Source organism: Streptomyces sp. NPDC026500 (assembly GCF_055567635.1).
Genome location: NZ_JBVHQB010000005.1, coordinates 235,187 through 259,385 on the forward strand (window position 1 = coordinate 235,187; position 24,199 = coordinate 259,385).

Sequence of the window (24,199 nt, forward strand, 5' to 3'; positions counted from 1 at the left end):
CTGACGGAACCGTGGCGGCGGTCGACGACATCCGGGGCGACGGGACCGGGACCGGGGCGGGCGGCGGTCGACGGCATCCGGGCTACGGGACCCGGGCGCCCGGCAGCGTCTTGGGCCGGTGCGATCCAGGCGGTACTGGGTGCCGGTGCCGGGCCGGCTCGGACGGCCGCCGAACAGCCGGGCAGTGGCTCGGACGGCCAGGCGGCGGCCGAACAGCCGGGCGGCGGCTCGGGCGGCCGGGCGGCGGGCAGTTGTCACCCGATGCCGTTCATCCGGGGCATCCGGGGGGCTTACGGGACCGGTGTCGGCGTCAGTCCCCGGCCACCGTCCCCGTCAGTCCCCGGCCACCGTCCCCGTCCCGGCGCTCGGGCCCGCGCCCGCGCAGTGCCGGGACACCGTGTCGGCGAACGCGTGCGCCATGGGCGACAAGGCGTCCCACTGACGTACGGCCCAACCGACCGTGAGGGGCGGCAGGGCCGGTACGGGGAGGAAGCGGAGGCCGGGGCGGCCGGGGCCACGCAGACCGGGCAGGTCGGGGACGACCGCATGGCCGAGGCCGAGTTCGGCGAGCAGGATCGCGGTGTCCCAGTCGGCGACGCTGGTGTCGGAGGCGCTCGCCGGTATCCCCAACTCCCGGTAGGCGGCGTCGAGATGGGCCCGGGAGGTGGAGTTCTCGGGCAGTCCGACGATCCGTAGTCCGGCCAGTTCCTCCGCCTCGATCCGCTCCCGCGCGGCGAGTTCGTCGTCGGCGCGTACGGCGAGCACCCAGGAGAGTTCGGCGACGGCCCGCTGCTCGACCCCGCGCACGGGTGGGCCGAGGGTGACCCAGGCGAGGTCGAGGCCGTGGTCGGCGAGCGCGTCGAAGCAGCCGCGGCTGGAGTTCTCGGTCTGGAACTCCAGGCTCACCTTGGGGTACCGCCGACGGAATTCGACGACGGCCCCGGCCATGAAGTGCCGCACGGTGGTGCCGCCGGTGGCGATCCGTACCGTCCCGGCGCCCCCGCGCGCCAGCTCGTCGAGCCGGCGCAGCGCGAGGTCGAGGCCCGAGATCCCGTCGGCCGCGGCCCGTTCGAGGACCCGCCCGGCGCGGGTGGGCACCACGCCCCGGGCCTGCCGCTCGACGAGGCCGACCCCGACCTCCCGTTCCAGCCGGCGTACGTGCTGGCTCACCGCCGACTGCGTACAGCCCAGCTCCCGGGCCACGGCGCTCAGGCTCCCGGCCCGGCAGACGGCGACGAACACACGAAGATCATCCAGGGTCATGGACCCCAAGGTAGCTGCGGCCCGCAGGAGTTGGCCGCTCAGGCCCGGGTCTTGTCGAGCAGCTCGACGATCTCCTCGGTCGTCCCGCTCTCGCCGAGGCGGGGGAAGATCCGCTCGACGCTGTTGCGGTGCGTCTCGGGGTCGAGGTCGGACATGGCGTCCGTGGCGAGGGTGACGTGGTACCCGTGTTCGTGGGCGGCGCGGGCGGAGGACTCCACGCCGATGCTGGTGGCGATGCCGGCCAGCACGATCTGGGTGATCCCGCGGCGGCGCAGCTGCAGGTCGAGGTCGGTGCCGTAGAAGGCGCCCCAGTTCCGCTTGGTCACGGTGATGTCCCCGGGGTGCCCGGCCAGCTCCTCGACGATGACGTCCCAGCCCTCCGGGAAGGCGCGGCCGCGGCTCGGGCCGTCGATACGGCCGTGTACGGCGTCCGCGCCGTCGGCGGCGGCGGTGACCCGCACGAGGACGACCGGGAGGTCGTGGCCGCGGAAGGCGTCCGCGAGCCGGACCGCCCGCTCCACGACGTCGGCGGCGGCGTACGGGGCGAGGCCCGGGTTGCCGACGATGCCGTGCTGGAGGTCGATGAGGACGAGCGCCGTGCGGGGGTCGAGCGTGGTGACTGCCATGGTCAGGCCTTTCGAGGGATGAGATCGCGGAGGGATCGGTCGATGAGGGTCACCGCCAGGAGCAGCACTGCCCCGGCGAGCATGAAGAGGGCCAGATGGTGCAGGCCGCCGGTGTCAGCGCCGTGCGTGAAGAAGGCCGCGTCGGCGGCGGAGGCGGCCATCGCGCCGAGGTAGGTGAAGGTGCGCAGCAGTCCGGCCGCGGAGCCCATCCGGGCGGGGTCGGCCTGGCGGTACAGGGCGTCCTGATTGGCCAGGCCATTGAGACCCTGCGGAACACCCATGAGGGCGCCGACGCCGGCCAGCAGCCAGATCGCGCTGCCGGAGTTCATGGTCAGGAGCGCCACGCATCCGGCGATCTGGACGAGACTCCCGACCACCAGCTTGCCGCGAACAGCTTCCCGCCGCCCCGTGACGCCGGAGACGACAAGTCCACTCAGCGACAACGGCAGCAGGACGAGCCCGGCGCCGGCCGCATGCAGCCCGTGCCCCTCCTCCATCCACTGTGTGAACCCGTAGAGGAAGGCGTACGCGGTGGTGTAGCTGAGGAACTGGCGCAGGAAGGTGGCCAGCATGGGTCCGTTGCCGCCGAGCACCCGCAGGTCGATGAACGGCTCCGGGACCCGGAGTTCCCGCCGTGCGAAGGCGCTCCCGGCGACGAGCGCGAGCACCGGCAGATACCAGTCGGCGGCCTGCGGCTTCATCAGGAACAGCATCAGTGAGACGAGCAGGGCGGCGAAGAGGGCCATGCCGACGAGGTCGACGCCACGCGCGGCGGGTACTGCGGGTCCGGGGGTCGCGTCCTGCGCCGTCGTGGGCTTCGGGGCGTACGTGCGATCCGGGGCGGTCGCGCTCGGGTGCGGAGTCGGCTCCGGAACAGTCGACGGCCGCGCCTTTGGCAGCCGCACCATTGGCAGCCGCACCATTGGCAGCCGCACCGTTGCCGGCCGTACCTTTGGCAGCCGCAAGGCTCCGAGGACCAGACAGGCCAGCGACAGTGGCACGTTGACGAGGAAGATGGTGCGCCAGCCGCCCACGCCGATGAGCAGGCCGCCCAGAGTGGGCCCGATCACGGCGACGGTCTGGGCGGAGACGGCGAGCGCGGTCAGCACTCCGGCCGGGCTGCCCTGCCCGGTGCGTTCGGCCTCACTGCGGGTGAGGTGCATCGCGGCGGGGTACGCGGCCGAGGTGCCCAATCCGAGCAGTATCCGGGCGGCGACCAGCGCACCGAGGTTCGGGGCGAGGGCACCGAGAAGTCCGGCGATGCCCACCATGGCCGTACCGGCGAGGTAGAGGCGGCGGGGGCCGTACAGATCGACGAGCCGTCCGATGACGGGCTGCCCCACGGCGGTGGCGAGATAGAGCCCGGAGACCAGCCAGGCGGTCTCCGCCGGCGACGCCCCGAGCGCTCTGCCGATCGGCACCAACGCCACCGCGATCATGGAGGAGTTGACCGGGTTCAGCACGGAACCGAGCACCATCGGGGCGATCAGTCGACGGTCGAAACGGTCGGGCGGTCGGTGACGGGCGGGGGTGAGGCGGTGCTGGATCCAGTCCCGGAGGGTCGGTATCACGGCCGGGCGAGCCGTTCCAGCAGGGCCATCGCCTCGATGACCGTCTGCCGCTCGTCCTCGGTGCACCGGTCCTGGAAGGCTCGGGCGAGCCACTCCGAACGGGCCTGCCGGGTGCCTTCGACGCGCTCGCGCCCGGCGTCGGTGAGCGTGACCAGCTGACGCCGGCCGTCCCCGGGGTCCGGATTGCGCTGGATGAGTCCGTACTGGTCGAGGGCCGCGAGCGTGGCGGCCATCGACTGCGGGCGCACTCCCTCGGTCGCCGCCAGCGCGCTCGCCGTGGCGGCCCCACTCTTGCTCACCAGGGTGAGCGCGGAGATCTGGGAGGGCGTGAGGTCCTGCTTCTCGGAGACCTCGCGGATCCGCCGCCGGAGCAGACTGAACGCGACCCGCAGATCCTGCGCGGCGCGCGCCGCGGAATCCGAGACACCCGCGTCGCCCCGCCGATTGCCGCTCTGATCCATAGCGTCACCGTAAATCGCTCAGCCCAAACTGTCCAGTTGTGACTGTTCAGTTTCACCTGGACAACTCTTCCGGGCGCACCGCGTCGCGACCGGCCCGACCGGCCCGGGTTCACCAGAGGCTCGCGACCCGGGAGACGAGGCGTTCCCCCAGGTCACACGCCATCGGAACACCTGTTCGGAACACCCGTTCGCGTGAAGTCCCGGAAGGAACTCGCATCACAAAATCGAACAGGCGTAGCATTGCCACGTGGCTGCGACCTATGACTTTCCGAGTGACCTCCTCGCCGGTCAGGAGGAGCTGCATCAGGTCCGGGCCGAGCTATTGGCCCTGCTGAAGCGGCTCCCCTGGTCGGTGGAGCCGCTGGACGGCTTCAGTGACACCGGCGGCTGGCGCAAGGTGGAGCGCCCCGCCTCCCCCGGCTGGACCGCCGACGAACAGGCCGAGGTCGAGAAGCTCCGCCAACGCGAGCGCGAGCTCACTGTGTTCGTCTCCGGCCACCGCTTCTGGTCGGAGGTCCCCCCTCCGGACAAGGTCGACGCCCGGATGCGCCTGAAGCACACGCGTGACACCCCGTTATAAGGGGCGCGCGTCGAACTGGAGGATGGCCTGGCCCGGTGGCCCCCAGCGCTCCGAGCAGGTGATCCCGGGGTGTGGTGGCTCAACGACGCGGGTCGGTCGCGTGCAGGGTCTTATCGATGGCCGCGCACGCCGACTCCTCGCATCGGAGCCGCGCCGTCCGACCTCGGCGGTCTCGGCTCCAGCAAGCTTCGACGCGTATCCGACAGACCGATCACCGCAACCTCCGCTGCCCGGCGCTGCCGTGAGGCCCGACCGCGTTGGCCCACAGGACAGTTGACCGGCTCACCGTTTCGCCAGCGCCCTGGGCGGCCGACAACTCAGCAGTCGTAGCGGTGAACTGTGGTCGAAGTCGTAAGGTCGCGGCACCTCGTCCACCAGTGGTCGATCCGCCAGGGCGGTGGCGGATCACCACCGCAGCACGGGCACCGGCGAGTGCTGGTCGTGTTCGGAGTGGATCAGCGGGCACCAGAGCACTTGGAGCACGTCGGCGCCGGCCGGAAACACCATGGCCGGGACGTCGCGAGCGAAGAGCTGCAACACGGGCACCATGGCGACGGGGGCCGGACCGACCACCGCGCAACCGCGGGCAGGGTTGTAGTGGTCAGGAGCGGCACACATCGGCCAGGGCTCATCGGCGGGCCACGCGAGCGGCCCGCCCAGCGAGCTCTCATCCCGTACGGGGCTGCCGGCGCGCGGGTACAGCAGAGTGGTCGCCCGCGCATACGGCAGAAGTTCTGGAGATGCTTCCGCGATGTCGAGCGGGGCTGGTGGGACAGTAAGCCTCATGATCACCTCCGGACCGCGCATCGTGGCCCGGCCGACCGACACCACCGTGTGATTGCCGTACTTCCCCGCCGCACAGCACTCGCCGTCCGGCCTGTTCACTACGCACATGACAGGTAGCTCAGAGCAGTACCGCCTGAGTAGTGCGATCTCCGCCCTCGGTGATGCCGTCCCCGGAGATCTTCGACGGTCCCCCCTCGGCTGGGCCGGCGTACGAGCGTGGGAAGCCGCTCACGGCATCGAACTACCGGAGCCCTACCGTACGTTCGTCGCGGAGGTTTCCAACGGTTCGCTGGAGGGCGCATCCATGGGACACGCGCTCCTTCCCTTGGGCAGCCTGCCTGAGAACTGGCAGAGCTGGAAAGCCGTCTGCTGGCTCAGCCCCGAACCATTCGACGGAACAGCGGTACGCAGGTTCACTGAACCCTTCCCCGTGGAGGAGGAGTGGCAGTGGGAGTACGACTACTACGACCACGATGAGCACTCGCCCCTGCTCCACGCCATCTATCAGAACGGCTCGGTTCTCCTGGGCGGCAACGACGAGTTCTGGGTACTCGTGGTCACGGGGCCTCAACGCGGCCGGGTCTGGTGGCTGGGAGACGGATGCGTGGCCCCGTACATGGACGCGAGGGAGGAAAGCGAGCCAGAGGCCGACTTCGTGGCCTGGTTCCAGGACTGGCAAGCCGACCGAGGTTGGTGGTCCGAGCACCTCGACGGGTAGGTCTCGGCCGGCGGCTGCCTTCATGGCAAGCGCCTGCACGGTGGTGGCCGAAGACTCGAACTCCGCCGTCCGGCAACACACCCCTCACACCGAGGATCAGGAACTGGAACGGCCCTACACCACGAACGGCCGTGCGTCCGTACGAGTCGAAGGACCTGTTCAATGGATTGTCGATCAATTCAGGGTGCCTACAGATCAGCCAAAGCCAAAGCCACTGAGGATCGATTGACCCGCGTGTGCCGGTCCCCGCCCAAGAGCCCGGAGCGGCACCGACGCCGTATCCCCGATCCCGCCCGGATCCTTGCAACCCGAACGGTGCGTCCAGGTGGAGCGCGGCACTGTACGAACGACCTTGACGCCCGGGGCCGCGACTGCTCGGCTCTGCCTGGGTCGACGGCAGACGGGATGGGAGCACCCCGCGCACGCCACCTAGGCCACACCTAGGCCGGCACTCGCGAACGGCGCCCCCGCCATCTTGGAGCCTGAGCACCCCCGCCGGAGCCATGCTCTGACCGGGGAGCTCCGTGTCCAGGTCTCTGCTCATGGGTCGTTGCTTGCTGCGGACCCAGGGGTTGACCCCGGCGCCGAAGGCGCAGAGGAGTCGGGCCCCAGGGGCAAGCCCGCGCTCGCGCGGGGGTGTCTTCGACATGTGGATCTCCTAGTGATTCAGAGACCCAGGTGTCAACGATGATCGGCAGTTTTAGAGGGTCTCGCGGAACGACGCGACGTCTCGAATGCCGGGCGGCTATGACCCGAACTTCGTCCATTGCCCTTCAGAGACCACCTCGACGGAGCCGTCGACGACCTTGATGGCCGTCTGTTCGTCGATGGCGTAGGCCGGGACGCCGACGTCGACGGCCCACCGCTCTGCGTCAGCCAGGGTGTTCTGCGGGAAGGCGTCCAGGTGCGGGAAGATCGAGAAGTCGACGACTCCCAGGGTGCGATCGTCCGGTGCGGACGGCCACTCGACGAAGTGCGCTCCGATCCGGGGCGTCATCACCATGCTTCCGGCACTCACTCCCACCCAGACCGTGTCGGGCAGCGAAGGCAGCAGATCGGCCAGCCCGGACTCCCGCATCCAGTGGCACAGATAGGTCGCGTCGCCGCCGTCGACCAGGAGCACGTCGGCCTCCCTGATCCAGGGGACGTATCGCTCGGCGCCGATGGTGGGCAGTGCGGTGAGCTCGAGGACACCGAGCGACGCCCAGCCCAGGCCGGACAAGTGCTGCCATGCGGGCTCGGCGGCTGCGAAGCCCCGCACCGATGTCGGACCGCACATCGGGTGACCCTACTGTGCTGTCGGGACGCAGAGGGCGTGGCACTCGGCGATCGGCTTGCCGAGAAGCTGCACGAGCGCCGAGTGGATGCTTGGGTTCGTGACGCCGCCTGACGTAAGCAAGAGTTTCAAGGTGCCTCCAAATTCGCGCGCGGAAGGTGGATGTACCTGAAGACCTGGGACCGTGCTGGAACTCATCGCAGGCCCTCGCCCGGATCAGCAACCGGCCCGTGCCCGGGTCTCGCGCCCCGCGCATCCTGCGGCTGCGCCCCACCCGGATCGGCCTGGTCCTGCGCATCTACCTCCGCACCCTCGCCGCGACCGGCGGCGCCAGCAACCGGGAGCTGATGCAACGGATGGGCCATTCGTCGGTGCGGGCCGCGCGGGTCCATCGGCACCTCGTCAACGGGCGCGACCGCGAGATCGCCGACTACGTGGACGGCCAGATCAAGAAAGTGAAGTGGACTCCACGTGGACTTTCTGGCACGTGAGTGGCACGGAGCCGTCTAGCGGCTGAGAAATATCAAGGCCCAGATCACCGGATTCACACCGGCTGACCTGGGCCTTGTTCGTGTCCTGAGACTGGTGGGCGCGGACGGTTTCGAACCGCCGACATCCGCCTTGTAAGGGCGGCGCTCTACCACTGAGCTACGCGCCCAGGACGAGTCGACAGCCTACATTGCCCGGGGGTGTGCCCCGCAAACCCGTATCCGGCGAGTGAGGGGCGGGCGGAGGGCGGGGCGGGGCCCGGCGGTGCGGCCCGGGGGTTATCCCCACCCCGTATCCGGGAGCGGGCCGGATCGTCCCGGGCTCCGTGGATGCCTACCGTCGGAGAGGCTTCGAGGACCGGCTCCGGTCGACCATCGAAGGTCGAAGGCCGAAGGTCGAAGCGTCTCGCAGACCGTCTCAGGGGGAGATCAGTCATGACCCGCACGCGCACCCATAGCGCCACCCGGAACCGTACCCACAGCGCCCCACGCGCCACACCCGCCACACCCGCCTCGCACGCCACCAGCACCGCCACCCGCACCCGCACTCGTGCCGCCGCCGTCAGCGGTGTCGTGATCGCGCTCGTCGTGGGCGTCAGCGCGTGCGGGGCGTCCGCCGGGGACGACAAGCACCCCGAGCAGCGGTCCTTCGGGCTGCACGGGCGGACCCTGACCGTCGACTCGGCCGACTCCGCGCTCGATCTGGTGGTGTCGGATTCCGCGAAGGCCGGCGAGGTCCAGGTCACCCGGTGGTTCCAGGGGCATGTCACGCTCGGCGGGGACCCCAAGGTCACCTGGGCCATGGAGGACGGCGACCGGCTGGTGCTGCGGATGAAGTGCTCGGGTGTCGTCGCCGACTGCTCGGCCCGGCACCGGATCGTGGTGCCGCGCGGGGTGGCCGTCAAGGTGGAGGACGGGGACGGACGGGTGAGCGCGCAGGGCTTCGAGGAAGCGCTGAGCATCCGTACGGCGGACGGTTCGGTGCGGGTCAGCGACTCCTCGGGCGCGCTGGACCTGCGCAGCGGCGACGGCTCGATCCGGGCGGTCGGCGTGGACGCCCGCAGCGTGCGCGCCCGTACCGAGGACGGCTCGGTACGGCTCGAACTCGGCGCCGTGCCGGACCTGGTGGACTCCCGCAGCAACGACGGCTCCGTCTCGATCGTGCTGCCCCGCGCCACCTACCGGGTGACGACCGGCAGCGGTGACGGCTCGGTCCAGGTGGACGTGCCCCGCGACGACTCCAGCTCCCACCGGGTCTCCGCGCACACCGGCGACGGAAAGATCACGGTACGAACAGCGAACTGACCGGCCCGTGTGTTCGTCTTCAACCGGTGGGAGAATGACAGCCGGGCAAGGCGGATGACAGCACGGGAGAGGGATGTGACGGCGACACCTTCGCAGCCGTATTCGCCGTTCGCGGGATCCGCGCGGCCTGCACACCCTCTTGCCGCCCGGCGGGCCCCATCGCCGGAGCGACCGGAGCGGCCGGTGCGTCGTCCTCGTCCGTCCGTCGCCCGTGACGTGTTCACGCTCGTCGCACTGCCCCTGTTCGCCGCCCTCGTGCTGCCCGCGGCCTTCGCGGGAGGCGGCACGCGGCGCTGGTTCGGCGGGCGGTCCGAGGGCCAGCGGGCCGAGGCGCAGGCCGCCAAGGACGCCGCCGCGGCGGCGTTCTACGAACTCGACACCGCCCAGCGCGACCTGCGCATCTCGATCGAGACCATCACGGCCGTGGACGACTCCCCGGCCGCCCGGCGCGTGGTCGCCGACTTCGAGGCGCTGGGGCGGCGGATCGACGAGGCCAGCCAGAAGTACATCACCGCTGTCGACGCCCACGATCTGGACCGGGACGAGCTGGAGGCGTCGGTCGCGGCGCGGGCCCGCGGCGAACTCGTCGCCGCGAAGGACGAGCTGGGCCGTGTGAAGGCCGACCTGGACCGGTTCGAGCAGAGTCTCGGGCCGCTGCTCGGCAAGGCCGAGACCCAGCTGGCCCGGCTGGCCCCGGCTGTCGAGCGCGCCCGGCAGTCGCTGCTCGCCGCCTCGAACGCCCTTGATTCCGTACGGCAGTCGGGGCTGAAGGCGGACGATCTCGCCGCCCGGCTCGCCGCTCTCGGGCCCGAGCTGACCAAGCTCAACCGGGGCGCCGGGCAGCACGGCGTGCCGGAGACGCTGGAGCGTGCCGAGCGGGTTTCGCGGGAGGCCGCGGCGGTGCGCTCGGAGGCGGAGCGGCTGCCGGAGCGAGCCGCCGAGATCGACCACCGGCTCGTTTCGCTGCGGACCCGCGCGCAGGCGCTGACGACCCGCTCGGGGCAGGTGGAGCCCGTGCTGAGCGAGCTGCGGCGGCGGTTCTCCGCGGCGTGCTGGCAGGACCTCCAGCATGTGCCGGAGCAGGCCACGGAGCACGTACGGCAGGCCGAGGCGAAGCTGAAGGAGGCACGGGCCGCGCGCGAGGCGCAGCGCTGGCCGGACGCGGCCTCCCTGCTGGCGACGGTGCGGGCGCTGCTGAACAGCACCGACGAGGCCGTGTCGGCGGCCGGTGACCGGCTGCGGCGGCTGAACGCCGTGCAGAAGGACCCCCAGCAGGAGATCGACCGCACGCGGTTCGCGATCCGGGACGCGCAGCGGCTGGCCATGGCGGGCCGCAACACCCCCGACCCCCGGCAGGCCGGTCCGCTCGACGATTCTGTCGCACGGCTCGACCGGGCCGTCGCCACGCTGGAGGGCCGGCACCCCGACTACTGGCACTTCCTGACCGAGACGGAGGCGGTGCGCCAGACGGTGGCGCATGTGGTCGCGCAGATCCGCGAGCAGCGCGGCGGCGTCTGAGAAGGGCGAGGAAGACCCCGGGCGAGGAGGACCGCGTCCCGGCGGCGGAAGCCCTCGTCCCGGCGACGGGCCTGCCCGAGCGGCCGTCGCGGACCCCGGCAGCGGCCCCGCGACGCACCCGTCCGTCGCGTCGCAGGGCCGTGCCGAGGCACTGATCAGGTGCGGTACGCGTAGTACGCCGCGTTCGGGTACGACGCGAGGAGGCTCGACACCGACCGGCGGTAGGTGTCGGTGTCGTGGTAGGTCAGGTACGGCACCCCGCCGGCGCTCCGGTACGACGTGATCATGGAGTGGTCCTTGGACCCGTCCTTGTCGAAGTCCATCTGCATCATGTCGCCGACGTCCATCTGGTAGACGTTCGCCAGGGGCGTGGAGCGCCCGGCGGTCTGGGTGAACCAGGACAACTCGTTGACGCCGACCCAGGTGTCGGTCTGCGTGGTCGCGCCGTAGTTCCAGGTGCCGTAGTCCTCGTCGGAGCTGGTGACCGGCGCCCAGCCGCCCGCCTTCAGGGACTGGCTGACGTAGTTGGTGCAGTCGCCGCCGACGGAGTTGAAACTGCGGTAGGCGGGGTTGTAGTTCTTCCAGTACGTCTCGGCGTACGTCGCCATGGCCGCGTAGTCGTACGGGCCGCCGGTGAGCGTCTTGGCGTTGGCGGGCGCGGGGTACGTGGTCGCTGCCCGGGGGGCGTCGACAGCGGCCATCGTGGTCCTGCGGGGCGTCGTCGTGACGGGCTCGTTGACCTGCCGGGGACCCTTGTCCGTCGACCGCTCGCCCGTCAGCTTCCAGGTGCCGTCCGGCTGGGCGGCGAAGGTCAGTACGTGGTGTGCGCGAAAGCCCGTGGTGGCGGGCTCGTCGCCGCGGATCTTCCGGTAGGTGAGGGTGGTGGTCTCGGTGACCCAGGCGGTGGCCCGCTGTCCCGTCACCCGGGTTCTGTTCACGGCGACCCGGGTGTCGGCGGCGCTGTAGGCCTCACCGAGGGCCGCGAGGCGGGACCGGGTGCCGTGCAGCGAGGAGACCGCGGTGCTCTCGGTGTGCGCGAGGGTGTCGGACACCCGTATGCCCGCCGTGGTCGCCTTCAGGGCCGTACGGGCCGTCGGGGCCCCGTCCAGCAGGGCGGCCGTGCGGTCGGTGAACACGGCGTCGGCCACACGGCCGAAGGCGTCGGCCGTCGACGCGGTCACCCGGGGAGCGGGGGCCGTCGCGTGGGCGGCGGACAGGGGCAGCAGGAGGGCGGAGAGGGTGAGGGCCCCCACGGTCGAGCAACTGCGGCTTAAGTTCTTCGCTATCACTGATGATTCTCCTTGATCCCCGGTCGGACTCCAGGGAAGGGAATCTTTACATGTCCCACTCAACTGTGCTGAATCCGGGGGGAGTTCGCGTCGCCTACAACCAGGTCCTTTATGTCGGAGGTAAGTTGAAGCTCAGCGCGTTGCCGCGGAGCCACCGGCGCCATGGCGGGCCCTACTTCACCACGGTCGACCAGTCCGGCGACTGGGCGGGGTCGAGGCTGCGCAGGCGCTCCAGGGTCTCGGGCTTCTGCACATCGAGCCATTTGGTCAGCTCTTGGAAGGACACACAGCGAACGCCCTTCTTCGTGCACACGTTCTTGATGACCTGGTCGATGGCTTTCATGTAGATGCCGCCGTTCCAGTCCTCGAAGTGGTTGCCGATGAACAGCGGTGCCCGGCTGCCGTAGTAGACGCGGTTGAAACCGGCCTCGTAGGACTTGACGGTCTCCTGTTCCCACTGCGGGTACTTGGCCGGGTCTCCCTCGGTCTCACCGTCGGACTGGTTGTAGAGGAAGTTGAAGTCCATGGACAGGCCTTGGTACTTGCCGTTCTCGTAGGGGAGCATCTCGAGCGGGAAGTCCCATACGCCCTCCTTCTTCTTGGGCCATATCTGGAAGTCGCCCGCGGAGCTGGCGTCGTAGCGCCAGTTGTACTTGTTGGCCGTGGCCTTCATGGCCTTGAGCAGGTTCTTCTGGCCTTCGAGGCAGGGTGCGCGCCCGCCGCTGATGGCACGGGCCGGGTCGAAGGGCAGGGGCGCCAGGTCGGTGTAGCCGGTGTTGGTCTTCCACTTCTCGACGAAGGAGAAGAACTGGTTGATCTCGCTCTCCCACTCCGTCACGCTCCAGTCCCCGCCGCCCTTGTCGCCGCAGAAGTGGCCGTTGAAGTGGGTGCCGATCTCGTTGCCCTGCTTCCACGCCTTGCCGAGTTCCTCCAGCGTGGCGCGCAGGTGATCGTCGGTGGCGTAGCTGATGGCCGCCGAGCCCGGCGAGTGCATCGGCGGTTCGTAGAGCGTCTTCTTGTCCTTGGGCAGCAGGTAGATACCGGTCAGGAAGAACGTCATGTGGGCGTTGTACTGCTGGGCCAGCTCCCGGTAGTGCGAGAAGAGCTGGTCGTCGCCCTGGAGAGCGCCGTCCCAGGAGAAGACGACGAACTGGGGAGGCTTCTCGCCGGGCTTGAGCGGTACGGCCTTCAACTCGCCCTTCTGCGGGCCGGTGTAGGACGTGGAGCCGTCGCCCAGCACATGGGTCTTCCCGTCCCACACCGGTTCCTTCTTCGCCTTGGCGGCGTCGGAACCGTGCGCGCGGGCGGACGCGGCCGGTGTGGTGTGGTCCGTGTTCAGGGCCAGGTAGGTGGCGGCCACCGACGTGACGACGAGGAAGGCCGTCATGGCCGCGAAGCCCTGGCGTGCGGAGGCTGCGGCAGAACCGGGATCGGGCTCACGGCGACGGCGCCGGCTGTGCTTCGAGTTCATACGGGGCACATTCTGCGAGGGGGGTGGAAGGAGCGTGGCGCGGCCACCGGGTGGCCGTCGGCGGGGGCCGAGCCGGACGGTCGGCCGACGGGGTCAGCGAAGCGGGCTCATGGCACCGGACCAGATGCTGTACGGCGCGTCGGCGACGGGTGCGCCGGCGATCCCCTTGAGCGGAAGCGGTTCGAGGCTCTTGGTCAGGTCGATGCGGTACAGGACCACCGCCGTCGACACGGAACGGTTCGAGCCCACGTACCAGGCGGCCTTGTCGTCCAGCGTGGCGCCCCGCTTGCCGGCCACCTGCGCCGCGAGGGGGGCCGCGCCGGGGTGACCGGTGCGGAAGGAGTCCGAGAGCGCCTCGGTGACCTGGCGGGCCACCTCCGCGCGCATGGCGCGATGGGGTGCGGGCATGTCCAGCCGGACGTGGGCGCCGTTGCGGGTGATGCGGCGCACGGAGTACGGCTCGAAGTGCGTTCCGCCGGCGGCGAAGGTGGCGTAGGAGCTGGCCATACGGATCGCGCTGGGTGTGGCGGTGCCGAGGGACAGTCCGGGCACCTGCGGTCCGATGCTGGAGGAGAGCAGTCCCGACGCCTCGGCGGTCTCGCGCACCTTGTCCAGGCCGGCGTCCATGCCGAGCTGCATGAACGGGGTGTTCACGTTCGCGGCGAGCGCCGAACGCAGCGTGATCTGGCCGTAGTTCTTGTTGCCCTCGTTGTGGGCGGCGACCTTCTTGCCTCCGCGGTCCCAGTACGGGCCTTCGGGCGTGCTGACCGGGACGCCGTCGTCGCCGTTGTAGAGGGAGTCGGGGGTGACCGGTGTGGCCGCGCCTTCGCGGGTCTTGTGGACGCCGTGCTCCAGGGCCGCGGCGTAGACGAAGGGCAGGAAGGCCGAACCGGCCGGGACGGTGGTGGCGTTGGACTCGTTGTAGCCCTGCTCACGGTGGTCGGGGCCGCCGTAGACGGCGAGGATCCGTCCGTCGGCGGCGATCGAGGCGGCACCGTAGTGGGCTGCCTTCGCGTCCTCCGGGTGGTCCCTCTTCGCCTGCTTGCGGGCCTTGGCCACGACGTCGGTGAGCGCGGTCTCGCGCTTGCGGTCGAAGGTCGTGTAGATCTGGTAGCCGCCGAGGTCGAAGTCCCGGGCCGAGATGTGCCCGGCCTTCTTGGCGTACTGGGTCGCCAGTTCGACCAGGTAGTCGCTCTGCTTGCCGGTGTCGTAGCTCCCGCTCTGCTTGATCGGCTCGGGGAACTTCGTGTACGTGGCACGCTCGGCCGCCGACAGTTTGCCGGACTTGACCATGCGGTCGAGGATCCAGGACCAGCGCTCCACGGCCCGCTGGTGGTTGGCCTTGCTCAAGGTGGGGTCGTAGAGGCCCGCGCCCTTGAGGAGTGCGGCGAGGAAGGCTCCCTCGCTGGCGTTGAGGCGGCTCACGTCCTTGCCGTAGTAGGCCTGCGAGGCCCGCTGGAGGCCGTAGGTGCCGCGCCCGAACCAGCTGGTGTTGAGATAGCCCTCGAGGATCTTGTCCTTGCTCATCTTGTTGTCGAGCTTGAGGGCGATCATGGCCTCGGTGAACTTGCGGGTCACCGAACGGTTCTGGGTCAGGTAGACGTTCTTGACGTACTGCTGGGTGATGGTGGAGCCGCCCTGGGTGTCTCCCTGGCCGACCGTGCGCACCAGGGCGCGGGCCAGGCCCTTGGCGGAGATGCCGGGGTCGGTGTAGAAGCTCTCGTTCTCCGCCGCGAGGACCGCCGAGCGCACGTCCTCGGGTATGTCCTTCAGAGGCATGGCCTGGCGACGCACCCAGCCGGTACGGGCCATCGGTGTGCCGTCCGACCAGAAGTAGACGTTGTCCTGCTGGGTGGCATATGTGTTCAGGTTCTGGGGTATGTCCGTTGCGGCGTAAGCGATGACGAGCAGCGAGCCGCTCAGGCCGATGGACAGCGCGATGCCGCCGAGCCACTGCCGCCAGGAGGGCAGCCAGCGTCGCCAACCGACCCGCCCCGGGCGCGGGTAGGCGGGTCTGAGGCGACGGGCGAGCGGCACGAGGCGTGCGGCGAGTCCGGACAGCGGGGTGGGCTGCGAGGGCTTGCGGCGGCTGCCGCGACCGCGCTGCGATCCGGTTGGGCTAGCCACGGCGCGCTCCTGCGCTCGGACGGCCCAAAGACAGGGGATTCGGAGCATCGTTGCGATGCCATGTCCTGGTCACGACTGCGTCTCCCTCCGCACTTCGGAATTGCGCGCGCGGGTAGTTGCAGCGGCCGCTTTCGCGGCTGCGAGCCCCCCTCCCCGACCTTGCGGCTCGTCGCGGCCCTATTAAATTATCAGCGACCAATGCGATCCCTTCGATCGGCAACGAGACAAAAAAGCTCAAGGGGCAACGGAGTTCACCGGTTCACCCCTTCGACCAGCCCTCACTCGCGCCCCGGGAACCTCGATCCGCCACGCCCGACGAAGGTCCCGGAGCCCTACGGACGATGACTCGTTCCGGCTAACCTGTGCGCATGCCTCGCTACGAGTACCGCTGCCGGACCTGCGGCGACACCTTTGAACTGAGCCGCCCCATGGCCGAATCCGCCGCTCCCGCGGCCTGTCCGGCCGGGCACGACGACACCGTCAAACTGCTGTCGACGGTCGCTGTCGCCAGGGGTGGTTCGGCGTCCGCGCCTGCGCCCGCACCGCGTTCGAGTGGCGGCGGAGGCGGGTGCTGCGGCGGCGGCTGCTGCGGCTGATCCGGGGGATTTCTTACCAACTCTTCAGTCACGCCCGAATCAACTCCGGCGTGTCGCGGCGGAACGGCCCCGGTCGTCCCAACAGGACGCCATCGGGACCAAGTTCCACATATCTCTCGGACCGTCCCGAGTCGGGCGCATCGAGGCCGGATCAGCCCGTAGCCGCTCAATACGACCGGGCCGGAACCAAGTTCGCCATACCGCCCACCCGGCCCTGAAGCCGGCACGCGCCGGACCGAGCGCCCGCACGCCCCGACGCGACAGGACCGAAGCCGCGTTCGGGACACGGCTCGGACCGGTCCCGGGCCGGGCGTGCCAGGGTCGGAACGCCCCCCGGACACACCCACCCCCAACGGGACCGGAACCGAGTTCCGCGCCTCCCTCAGACGAGTCCCGAGCCGGCGCAGGCGCCCACGAACTCGCGCAGGATCCGCTCCCCCGCCGCGACACCCCGCTCCGGCAGCGCGGTGATCGCCGGTGCCGTCCAGTCGGCCTCGGCGAGCTCACCGTGACCCGGACGCCAGCCGCGGTCGGCGGCGAGCAGCAGGTCGGCGTCGAGCAGCGAGTCCCCGGCGGCGAGGGTGAGGACGGCTCCGGTACGGCGGGCGACCTCGCGCACGGCCGCGCTCTTGGTGAGCGGCTTCGGCACGGCGTAGATCTTGCGGCCCTGCAACGAGACCGTCCAGCCGCGGTTCTCCGCCCACACGGCCAGGTCCTTCACCCACTGCTCGGGGAGCAGTTCCCGCTCCACCACCAGATAGGCGAACAGGTCCTCGGCGACCCGGTGCTTGCGCACCCAGGCCGGGTCCGCGGTGGCCTCCAGGTGCTCCCGCACCTCGTCGAGCGGCGCGCACTCGGAGGCGAGCCGCTCCTTCACGCCCGAGTGCCAGTCGTGGTCGGAGACACCGTCGACGAGCAGATGTCCGCCGTTGGCGCAGATCGCGTACTCCGGGGCCGGACCGGGCAGGTTGATGCGCTGGTACTGCTTGCGGGTGCGGGTCGTGGTGGGCATGAAGTGCGCGATGTCGCCCAGTTCGGTCAGCAGCGCGGCGGCCGTCTCCGTCATGTAGGACAGCGGCTTGCTCTCGTGCACCTCGACGCAGAGCAGCCGGGGCGCGCGCGCGTCCGGCATGGTCAGCGCGAGCGCGGCCGAGGAGTAGATGAGCGTTCGGTCGAGGTCGCTGGCGACGAGCACCTTGGGCACGGACATCAGAGGGTCACCGCCTTGCCGTCGGCACCGGTCGCGCCACGCGTGTACTTCGGGTGGATCAACCCCACGCAGGTGTACGGGAGTTCCTCGACCTCCTCGACGGGTACCCCGCGCTGCCCGGCGAGCAGCCGGACGTGGTCGAGGTCGGCGCCCGCTCCGGCGCGCGCGAGGATCTTCCAGGGGACCCGGCGCAGCAGCACCCGGGTGGTCTCGCCGACGCCCGGCTTGACGAGGTTCACGTCGTGGATCCCGTGCTCCTCGCTGATCCGCTCGACGGCCGCCCAGCCCTCCCAGGTGGGGGTGCGGTCGGCGGCGAGGAGTTCCTTCGCCCGGTCGCGGGCCGATTCGGCGACAGCGGGGAAGTGGGCGGCGACGGCGTCCAGGAACTCGACGGAGACATCGGAGCCGGCGAGCTCGCGGTAGAACTTCGCGCCGTGGAAGTCGTGTTCGCCGACCAGGTCGGAGCGCAGGACCGTGCGCGAAATCAGCCCGGAGACGGTGGAGTTGAGGCAGGCGGAGGGGATGAGGAAGTCCTCGCGGGTGCCGTACGTGCGCACGCACGAGCCCGGGTCGGCGAGCACCGCTATCTCCGGGTCGAAGCCGGTGATGCCCTCGGCCTCCTCGAACTCCTCGATGGCGTCGGTGAGTTCGCGGGTGATGGCGCCCTTGCCGGTCCAGCCGTCGACGAAGACGACGTCGGCCGGGTCGTGGTGGGCGGCGAGCCAGCGCAGCGCGTTGGCGTCGATGCCGCGGCCGCGGACGATGGAGACGGCGTAGTGCGGCAGGTCGAGGCCGTGCTGGTGCTGGGCCCAGCGGCGCATCAGGACGCCGACCGGGGTGCCGGCCCGGGCCAGGGACACCAGGACGGGACGCGGCGACCGGTCGGCGAGGACGAGTTCGGTGACGGCACCGACGGCCTCGGCGATCCGGGCGGCCGAGGTGGCGAGGGCCGCGTGGAAGAGCTCCTGGTACTCGGCGCTCGGCTGGTACTCGACCGGCAGCGACTCGGCGTAGTGGGCGCCGCCGCTCTGGATCGCCTCCTCGCGCTCCTCGGTCGGCGCCTCCAGCGTCACGTCCGACAGGTCCTGCAGCAGCCAGCCGACCTCGTCGGGGGCGTACGAGGAGAAGGCGGGGCCGCGGAGGGGCTCGGGCAGCATGGAGGGCCTTTCGGTGGACGGCCGTGCGGGGACGTACGACGGGACGACGGCGAGCAGGACCCGCGGGGTGTGCGCCGCCAGCTGGTCCAACAGGCCGTCGGGCGCGTGCAGTTCGGGGGTGTCGGCGGTGGAGTCAACGACCGCCACGACGGCGTCGAAGCCGGCGCCCGCGACGTTGTAGGCGTAGCGCTCGCCGGGGCCGTCGTCCGGGTTGTCGTGGGCCGGGAAGGCAATGCGGCTGCGGATGGCGTAACCGGGGTCGTCGAGGGCGAGCACCGGGGACCGGGTCGTGGTGGAGAAGCGCACCTCGGCGGGCACCAGCCGCTCCAGCTCGTGGGCCAGTCGGAGCGGCGCGTACATCAGCTCCTCGAAGCCGAGCACCAGGACGCGGCGCGCGCCCTCGGGCAGGACGTCGGCGAGCCGTGCCGCCATGGCGGGCAGGGCACCCTCCAGACGTATTCGGTGTCCGGGCGTGAACCCGTGCCGTCCGCCGTCGGGGAGGCCGTGCGGCCAGCCGAGCTCGACGCGGACGGCCCGGCCCGCGCCCTCGGGGGCGGTGGCGGGGGTGTCGGGCGCCGCAGGTTCGTAGCGGGCGACCAGGGCCGTCCCCTTCGCCAGGACGTCCTCGGGCAGGCGCACCGTGCCCGACGCGGCCGCGACCAGGTCCACGCGGGCGCCGATGTCCCCGGCGAACTTCTCGAAGCGCGCGTGGTCGGCCTCCGACCGCATGTCGACCAGCGCCACGACGACGTACCGCTCGCGCGGGTAGCGCCGGTGCAGGTCGCGGATGGTGTTGAGGACGGTGTTGCCGGTGGAGAACTCGTCGTCGACGAGGACCAGCGGGCCGGAGCCCGCCAGCAGACCCGGGTCCTCGGGCAGGAGGAGATGCGAGGTGGCGTGCGAGTGGGACTCCTCGAAGCCACCCGCCGGCCGGACCCCGCGGACCGGGCGGCGGGTGGAGTGGAGGTAGGGCGCGACGCCCACCCCGTCCGCGACCGAATGGCCGAGCCCGGTGGCCGTCTCGGCGTATCCGAGGACCACAGCCGCGCGGGCGTCCTCGGTGCCCAGCAGCTCACGCACCCGCCGCCCGAGCGCGACGCCGTAGTCGTGGACGACGGCCGGCGACTGCGGCACGTGCTTGCCCAGGACGTTCGAGACGAGCAGGTGGGCGCGCTTGGGGTTGCGCCGCAGCGCGAGCCCCAGCAGGGCGTTCAGCCCTTCGTCGCCGACGAGCTCGACGCCGAGCCGCTCGGCGACCCAGGTCCCGGTCCACACGGCGTCGTCAGCCCCGTCCGGGCCGTGCGCGTCGTCGGAGTGGTTCGGGTCGTGCGCTGGGGTGTTCATCGGTTCCTTGCTGTCGGGGTTGCGCGTCGCTCGGCCGGGCCGGCTCACGCCGGGAGTCCGGCGGTGAGCAGCTCGACGAAGCCGATGTCCTCGTGGGCGACCCCGAAGACCTCGGCGCGCAGCAGGGTGCGCTCGGCCCAGGCGCGATGCGGCTTCACCTCGTTCATTTTGTTCGTGTACGCCGATCTCAGTACACCCCCGCCGCCGCGCTCGGGCCTGAGGATGTCCTGGGCGTCACTGAATTCCTCGTGGCTGACCACGGACAGTGCGTGCACGGGCAGCACGTGCGAGGGGTGGATGCAGGTCTTACCCATCAGGCCGTTGGCCTGGTCGAGGGTGATCTCGCGCAGCAGCCCGTCCATGGCGTGCTCGATCAGTGTCTCGCGCAGTTCCTCCGCCTGGCCCTCCAGGAAGGGGCTGCGGCGCAGCTGCGGCTTGAACATGCGTTCCTGGACGCGGAAGTACTCCCACACCGGCCCGGTGACGGTGAAGCCGGTGCCGTCGGCCCGCCCCAGCATGTTGACCACGTCGGCGATCACCGAGGCGACCACCTGGACGTCGTACGCCGTCATGTCGGGGGCCCGGCGCAGCGCGTACGAGGAGCAGAAGTCCGTCACGCCGAGGCGCAGTGCGAGCACCCGGTCGCGGTACTTGTCGACGGCGCGGGAGATGCCCTCCAGGGTCTCCACGCGCGACTCGCGGTAGAGCAGCTCGGGCGACTCCAGGACGGGCATGGCGAAGAGCCGCCTGCCGCTCGCCGTCTCGGCGGTGGCGAGGGCCTCCAGGAAGGGGGTGCCGCGTTCCTCGGTGAACTTGGGCATCACAAATCCGGACAGCAGCCGGACGGCGGGGCCGAGGCGCCGCACGAGGTCGGGGATCTGCTCGGGGAAGCGGACCCGCACGAACAGCAGGGGCACCTCACCGGCCTCCGGGCGGGCCGCGAGGTCGGTGAACTGGCGGACCAGGTTCTCCTCGGCACCCACGACCTCGGAGTCGTCGATGGAGTCCTCCAGGCACAGCACCATCGAGACCACGCCGCGCGTGGTCTGCTTGATGATGTCGTCGGCCAGCGTCGGGCGGGTCGCCGGACTGTAGAGCGTCGCCCCGAGGGCCGCGGCGAGGATTCTGGCCGGGGAGTCGGACGTGAAGACGCCGGGTTCCCGGTGGAAGAGGCGTTGCCGCTCTTCCGGGGTGACGTGACCGAAATGACGCATGGGACTCCCCCGCGGCGGCTAGGTGGCCGAATGTGATGTGGCCGGTAATAGTACGTACGGTTCCATGTCAGAGATTCCCACCGGGCGTGAAGTTCAGGTAACTCCACCATGTCCAACACAGACCGGTTCCGGAACGACCCCACATTGTCGTGACCAGGACCGACAGGGCAGGATGACCGCATGACGCACGCGATGCTGAAAGGGTCGAACGTCCCGCTGGACGCCACAGCGGTGCGCGCCGTCCTGCGCTGGACGCCCGGTCAGGGAGTCCCCGATGTCGATGCCTCGGCGCTGCTCCTCGGCCCCGACGGTCGTGTGCGATCCGACGAGGACTTCGTCTTCTACAACCAGCCCCGCCATCCGTCGGGCAAGGTGTGGCGGCTCGGCAAGAAGCGGGGCGCCGAGGGCCTCACCGACACCATCCAGACGGATCTGACGGGTGTCGAGCCCGGTGTCGGACAGATTCTCCTGGTCGCATCGGCGGATGACGTCACCTTCGATCGCGTACGTGATCTGCGCATTCTGCTGTACGACGCGGCTCTCGCGGACGGTGAACCGCTGGCGTACTTCGACATCAAGCCGGAGACCGGCGCGGAGACCGCGCTGATCTGCGGCGAGCTGTACCGGCGTGGCGAGGGATGGAAGTTCCGGGCGCTCGGCGAGGGCTACTCCAACGGTCTGGTGGGGCTCGCGACCGACTTCGGGATCTCGGTGGACGAGTCCGAGGCCGCGGCGGCGCCCGCGGCCGGGTCCGCGCCGGAACCGGCCGCCTGGGCCGCGCCCGCCGCGGCTCCCGAGACCTCGGTGCCGCTGCCGCCGGAGCACTCCGCCCCGGTCCCGCGGCAGCCCGGGTACGGCTATCCGCAGCCCGCCGCTGCGGCCGCGACCGGGCCGGCGTACGGCTACCCCCAGCCGACCAGCCAGCAGGCGGACCCGTCGGCCTACGGCTACCCGCAGCCGCAGACCGCGCCGGCCACCCAGCCCGCGTACGGCTTCCCGCAGGCGGTTGGCGCGGGGCCGGACCCGGACTTCAGGCTGCCGCCGCAGGGGCCGCAGTTCATCGGCCGCTGAGGCCGCCGAGGCCGCCGAGGCCGCTGAGTGTGAGCGTCGGCCGGTCGCCGAGCCCGGCCGACCGCTAACGGTCGGCCTTCGACTTGTATCCGCGACCCCACTGGAGCCCCCAGCCGTAGAGGCGGTCCAGTTCGGCCTGGAAGCCGTACACGAACCTCACCTCGCGGCGGACGGTCACCTCGCCCTTGTTGAACTCGATCATGACGACGGCGCAGGAGCGGGCCTGCGGATGGCGTTCGTCGAGGCCGATCTCGATCCGCGGGCCGTTGCTCGGATAGAGCGTGATGATGGCGTGCGTACGGTCGAAGGCCGGAGTCTGGTCGTAGATGTAGACGAAGACCAGCAGCCGTTTGATGTCGTCGCGGTGGTCGAGGTTGACGTAGGCCGTCTCGCCCGAGGCGGAACCGAAGCGGTCGTCGCCACTGAGCTTGACGAACGGCGGGGCGTTGAGTTCGCCGAGGAAGCTGCCGAGCGGCTGGACGACGCCCTTGGTGCCGTCCGTCAGCTCGTACATGACGCCGAGGTCGAGGTCGACGTTGACCATGCTCTGGGTGTGCCCCTGGACCACTTCCGGCTTGAAGGTGCGAAAGGGGTGGCGCAGCAGGCTGCCGCGCTGCGGCCCGCCGAAGTCGGAGGTACGCATCCGCCAGGACAGGTTGATGCGCAGGTTGCCGGTGGCCGCGCCCTGTTTGGTGAGCGAGACCGTGTGGTTGCGCTTGGTCATTTCGATGGAGTTGGAAGCCGCGCTGCCGGAGTCGAAGTCCGCCGAGCGCCCGCGCCAGAGGTCCTGCCAGATGCCCATTCCGCCCCCCACGTTTCTCGGTATGCGGCGGGGCGGCCGCAGAGGACTCGTCCTCGACGACCGCCCCGCTCAGAGCGTTCCTCAGCCGGAGGGGTGTCACACCCCGGACGAGACCTCAGCCTTCTCGTCCGAGGTCGGGCCTTTTCCCTCGGCCTCGGCGAGTGCCTTGTTGCGGCGCACCGACGACCAGAAGGACCAGCCGATCAGGACGACGCCGACGAGGCCGGTGATGACCTCGTTGATCTCGTACTGGATGGTCACGAGGAGGATCATGGCGAGGGCGCCGATCGCGTAGTGCGCGCCGTGCTCCAGGTAGACGTAGTCGTCGAGGGTGCCCTGGCGGACCAGGTAGACCGTGAGCGACCGGACGTACATCGCGCCGATGCCGAGGCCGAGCGCCATCAGCACGATGTCGTTGGTGATGGCGAAGGCGCCGATGACACCGTCGAAGGAGAACGAGGCGTCCAGCACTTCCAGGTAGAGGAACATGAAGAACGCGGCCTGGCCGGCGAGGACGACGGCCGGCTTCTTCTTGCCGCTCCGCTCGGCCTCCTCCTCTTCCTCGTGTTCGCGCTCCTCGTCCTCTTCGAGCTTGTCCTCGAAGTAGCCGGAGAGTCCGCCGACGACCATGTACGTGATCAGGCCCGCGATGCCGGAGACCAGCACCGTCTGCGCCTTGTCGACGTGTGCGCCGCCGTGCTGGTGGGCGTGCACCGCGAAGGTCATGGAGGTGATCAGCAGGACGATCAGGGCGATGCAGACCGACAGCATGTCGACCTTGCCGAGCTTGGCGAGCGGGCGCTCGATCCAGCGCAGCCACTGAATGTCCCGGTCCTCGAAAATGAAGTCGAGGAAGATCATCAGCAGGAACATACCGCCGAAGGCCGCGATCGACGGGTGAGCGTCGGTCACCAGCTGCTGGTACTTGTCCTTGTCGTTCAGCGCGAGATCGACCGCGTCGATCGGGCCGATCTTGGCGCTGATGGCGACGATCACGACGGGGAAGACCAGGCGCATGCCGAAGACGGCGATCAGGACGCCGACAGTGAGGAAGATCTTCTGCCAGAAGGCATTCATCTTCTTCAGGATTCCGGCGTTGACCACCGCGTTGTCGAAGGACAGCGAGATCTCCAGGACGGCCAGGATCGCCACGATGCCGAAGGCGGTCCACCCCCCGTAGACGGCCGCTGCGACCAGGCCGAGCGCGGTAATCGCGAACGACCAGCCGAAGGTTTTCAGAAGCACTGGCTACCCAATCATCGTGTGGTGGGGGCACCCCCAAGCGCTAGCTTGGGGGAGGGTCGCCCCCGCGCCGTACTCGGCTTT

Annotated in this window: 21 protein-coding genes and 1 tRNA gene; 7 read left to right on the top strand and 15 right to left on the bottom strand. The window is 70.3% G+C overall.

What is annotated here, in order from left to right:
• Positions 1 to 333: 333 nt before the first annotated feature.
• Genes ACZ4N5_RS11720 through ACZ4N5_RS11735 form a run of 4 tightly spaced genes read right to left on the bottom strand, consistent with a single transcriptional unit; the run spans position 334 to position 3,921 of the window.
• Positions 334 to 1,263, bottom strand: coding sequence for a LysR family transcriptional regulator (locus tag ACZ4N5_RS11720; protein ID WP_467756918.1), 930 nt, complete (start codon positions 1,261 to 1,263; stop codon positions 334 to 336).
• Between the two features lie 38 nt (positions 1,264 to 1,301).
• Positions 1,302 to 1,889 (bottom strand): hydrolase, encoded by a 588-nt coding sequence (locus tag ACZ4N5_RS11725; protein WP_467756919.1) that lies wholly within the window; start codon positions 1,887 to 1,889, stop codon positions 1,302 to 1,304.
• 2 nt (positions 1,890 to 1,891) lie between these two features.
• Complete coding sequence (locus tag ACZ4N5_RS11730) at positions 1,892 to 3,460, bottom strand: MFS transporter (RefSeq protein WP_467756920.1); 1,569 nt, start codon at positions 3,458 to 3,460, stop codon at positions 1,892 to 1,894.
• The gene (locus ACZ4N5_RS11735; protein WP_467756921.1) at positions 3,457 to 3,921 is read right to left on the bottom strand and encodes a MarR family winged helix-turn-helix transcriptional regulator; all 465 of its coding nucleotides are present in this window, start codon (positions 3,919 to 3,921) and stop codon (positions 3,457 to 3,459) included. Before ACZ4N5_RS11735 ends, ACZ4N5_RS11730 begins: the two co-directional genes overlap by 4 nt.
• A 247-nt stretch (positions 3,922 to 4,168) precedes the next feature.
• Between ACZ4N5_RS11735 and ACZ4N5_RS11740 the strand changes: the two genes are divergently transcribed.
• On the top strand, positions 4,169 to 4,501 hold the full coding sequence (locus ACZ4N5_RS11740; protein WP_467756922.1) for a hypothetical protein: 333 nt from the start codon (positions 4,169 to 4,171) through the stop codon (positions 4,499 to 4,501).
• Between the two features lie 405 nt (positions 4,502 to 4,906).
• On the opposite strand, the gene ACZ4N5_RS11745 is transcribed toward ACZ4N5_RS11740, so the two are convergent.
• A complete protein-coding gene (locus ACZ4N5_RS11745) occupies positions 4,907 to 5,287 on the bottom strand; it encodes a hypothetical protein (RefSeq protein WP_467756923.1) in 381 nt (126 codons plus the stop codon).
• Positions 5,288 to 5,393: 106 nt separating this feature from the next.
• Here ACZ4N5_RS11745 and ACZ4N5_RS11750 point away from each other — a divergent pair, with 106 nt between their 5' ends.
• Positions 5,394 to 6,005, top strand: a complete 612-nt coding sequence (locus ACZ4N5_RS11750) for an SMI1/KNR4 family protein (RefSeq protein ID WP_467756924.1) — start codon at positions 5,394 to 5,396, stop codon at positions 6,003 to 6,005.
• A gap of 745 nt (positions 6,006 to 6,750) precedes the next feature.
• Here the strand turns inward: ACZ4N5_RS11750 and ACZ4N5_RS11755 are convergent.
• A complete protein-coding gene (locus ACZ4N5_RS11755) occupies positions 6,751 to 7,284 on the bottom strand; it encodes a Type 1 glutamine amidotransferase-like domain-containing protein (protein WP_467756925.1) in 534 nt (177 codons plus the stop codon).
• A 227-nt stretch (positions 7,285 to 7,511) separates the two neighbouring features.
• On the opposite strand from ACZ4N5_RS11755, the gene ACZ4N5_RS11760 reads away from it, so the two are divergent.
• Positions 7,512 to 7,772 (top strand): hypothetical protein, encoded by a 261-nt coding sequence (locus tag ACZ4N5_RS11760; protein WP_467757140.1) that lies wholly within the window; start codon positions 7,512 to 7,514, stop codon positions 7,770 to 7,772.
• 92 nt (positions 7,773 to 7,864) lie between these two features.
• Here ACZ4N5_RS11760 and ACZ4N5_RS11765 read toward each other — a convergent pair.
• Positions 7,865 to 7,939: transfer RNA gene (locus ACZ4N5_RS11765), tRNA-Val, on the bottom strand.
• A 265-nt stretch (positions 7,940 to 8,204) separates the two neighbouring features.
• Here ACZ4N5_RS11765 and ACZ4N5_RS11770 point away from each other — a divergent pair.
• Together ACZ4N5_RS11770 and ACZ4N5_RS11775 are read left to right on the top strand one after the other, a co-directional pair.
• A complete protein-coding gene (locus tag ACZ4N5_RS11770) occupies positions 8,205 to 9,074 on the top strand; it encodes a DUF4097 family beta strand repeat-containing protein (RefSeq protein WP_467756926.1) in 870 nt (289 codons plus the stop codon).
• 75 nt (positions 9,075 to 9,149) lie between these two features.
• Positions 9,150 to 10,592 (top strand): hypothetical protein, encoded by a 1,443-nt coding sequence (locus tag ACZ4N5_RS11775; protein WP_467756927.1) that lies wholly within the window; start codon positions 9,150 to 9,152, stop codon positions 10,590 to 10,592.
• A gap of 155 nt (positions 10,593 to 10,747) precedes the next feature.
• Here ACZ4N5_RS11775 and ACZ4N5_RS11780 read toward each other — a convergent pair whose 3' ends face one another.
• The 3 genes from ACZ4N5_RS11780 to ACZ4N5_RS11790 form a co-directional block, all read right to left on the bottom strand.
• On the bottom strand, positions 10,748 to 11,845 hold the full coding sequence (locus ACZ4N5_RS11780; protein WP_467756928.1) for an amidase domain-containing protein: 1,098 nt from the start codon (positions 11,843 to 11,845) through the stop codon (positions 10,748 to 10,750).
• Positions 11,846 to 12,053: 208 nt separating this feature from the next.
• Positions 12,054 to 13,352, bottom strand: coding sequence for a polysaccharide deacetylase family protein (locus ACZ4N5_RS11785; protein WP_467756929.1), 1,299 nt, complete (start codon positions 13,350 to 13,352; stop codon positions 12,054 to 12,056).
• A 93-nt stretch (positions 13,353 to 13,445) separates the two neighbouring features.
• Entirely contained in the window at positions 13,446 to 15,527 is a 2,082-nt protein-coding gene (locus ACZ4N5_RS11790; RefSeq protein ID WP_467756930.1) for a transglycosylase domain-containing protein, read from the bottom strand.
• 320 nt (positions 15,528 to 15,847) lie between these two features.
• On the opposite strand from ACZ4N5_RS11790, the gene ACZ4N5_RS11795 reads away from it, so the two are divergent.
• On the top strand, positions 15,848 to 16,075 hold the full coding sequence (locus ACZ4N5_RS11795) for an FmdB family zinc ribbon protein (RefSeq protein WP_467756931.1): 228 nt from the start codon (positions 15,848 to 15,850) through the stop codon (positions 16,073 to 16,075).
• Positions 16,076 to 16,457: 382 nt separating this feature from the next.
• Here ACZ4N5_RS11795 and ACZ4N5_RS11800 read toward each other — a convergent pair whose 3' ends face one another.
• The 3 genes from ACZ4N5_RS11800 to ACZ4N5_RS11810 are packed head-to-tail and all read right to left on the bottom strand — an operon-like array spanning position 16,458 to position 21,000.
• Entirely contained in the window at positions 16,458 to 17,285 is an 828-nt protein-coding gene (locus ACZ4N5_RS11800) for an HAD family hydrolase (RefSeq protein WP_467756932.1), read from the bottom strand.
• Positions 17,285 to 19,786, bottom strand: a complete 2,502-nt coding sequence (locus ACZ4N5_RS11805; protein ID WP_467756933.1) for a phosphoribosyltransferase — start codon at positions 19,784 to 19,786, stop codon at positions 17,285 to 17,287. The genes ACZ4N5_RS11800 and ACZ4N5_RS11805 overlap by 1 nt, the downstream gene beginning before the upstream one ends.
• Before the next feature lie 44 nt (positions 19,787 to 19,830).
• A complete protein-coding gene (locus ACZ4N5_RS11810; protein WP_467756934.1) occupies positions 19,831 to 21,000 on the bottom strand; it encodes an HpcH/HpaI aldolase/citrate lyase family protein in 1,170 nt (389 codons plus the stop codon).
• Positions 21,001 to 21,180: 180 nt separating this feature from the next.
• Between ACZ4N5_RS11810 and ACZ4N5_RS11815 the strand changes: the two genes are divergently transcribed.
• Positions 21,181 to 22,071: a TerD family protein gene (locus tag ACZ4N5_RS11815; protein WP_467756935.1), complete on the top strand. Its 891-nt coding sequence runs from the start codon at positions 21,181 to 21,183 to the stop codon at positions 22,069 to 22,071.
• 64 nt (positions 22,072 to 22,135) lie between these two features.
• Here ACZ4N5_RS11815 and ACZ4N5_RS11820 read toward each other — a convergent pair whose 3' ends face one another.
• A complete protein-coding gene (locus ACZ4N5_RS11820) occupies positions 22,136 to 22,873 on the bottom strand; it encodes a TerD family protein (protein WP_467756936.1) in 738 nt (245 codons plus the stop codon).
• Between the two features lie 96 nt (positions 22,874 to 22,969).
• Entirely contained in the window at positions 22,970 to 24,118 is a 1,149-nt protein-coding gene (locus ACZ4N5_RS11825) for a DUF475 domain-containing protein (protein WP_467756937.1), read from the bottom strand.
• Positions 24,119 to 24,199 lie beyond the last annotated feature (81 nt).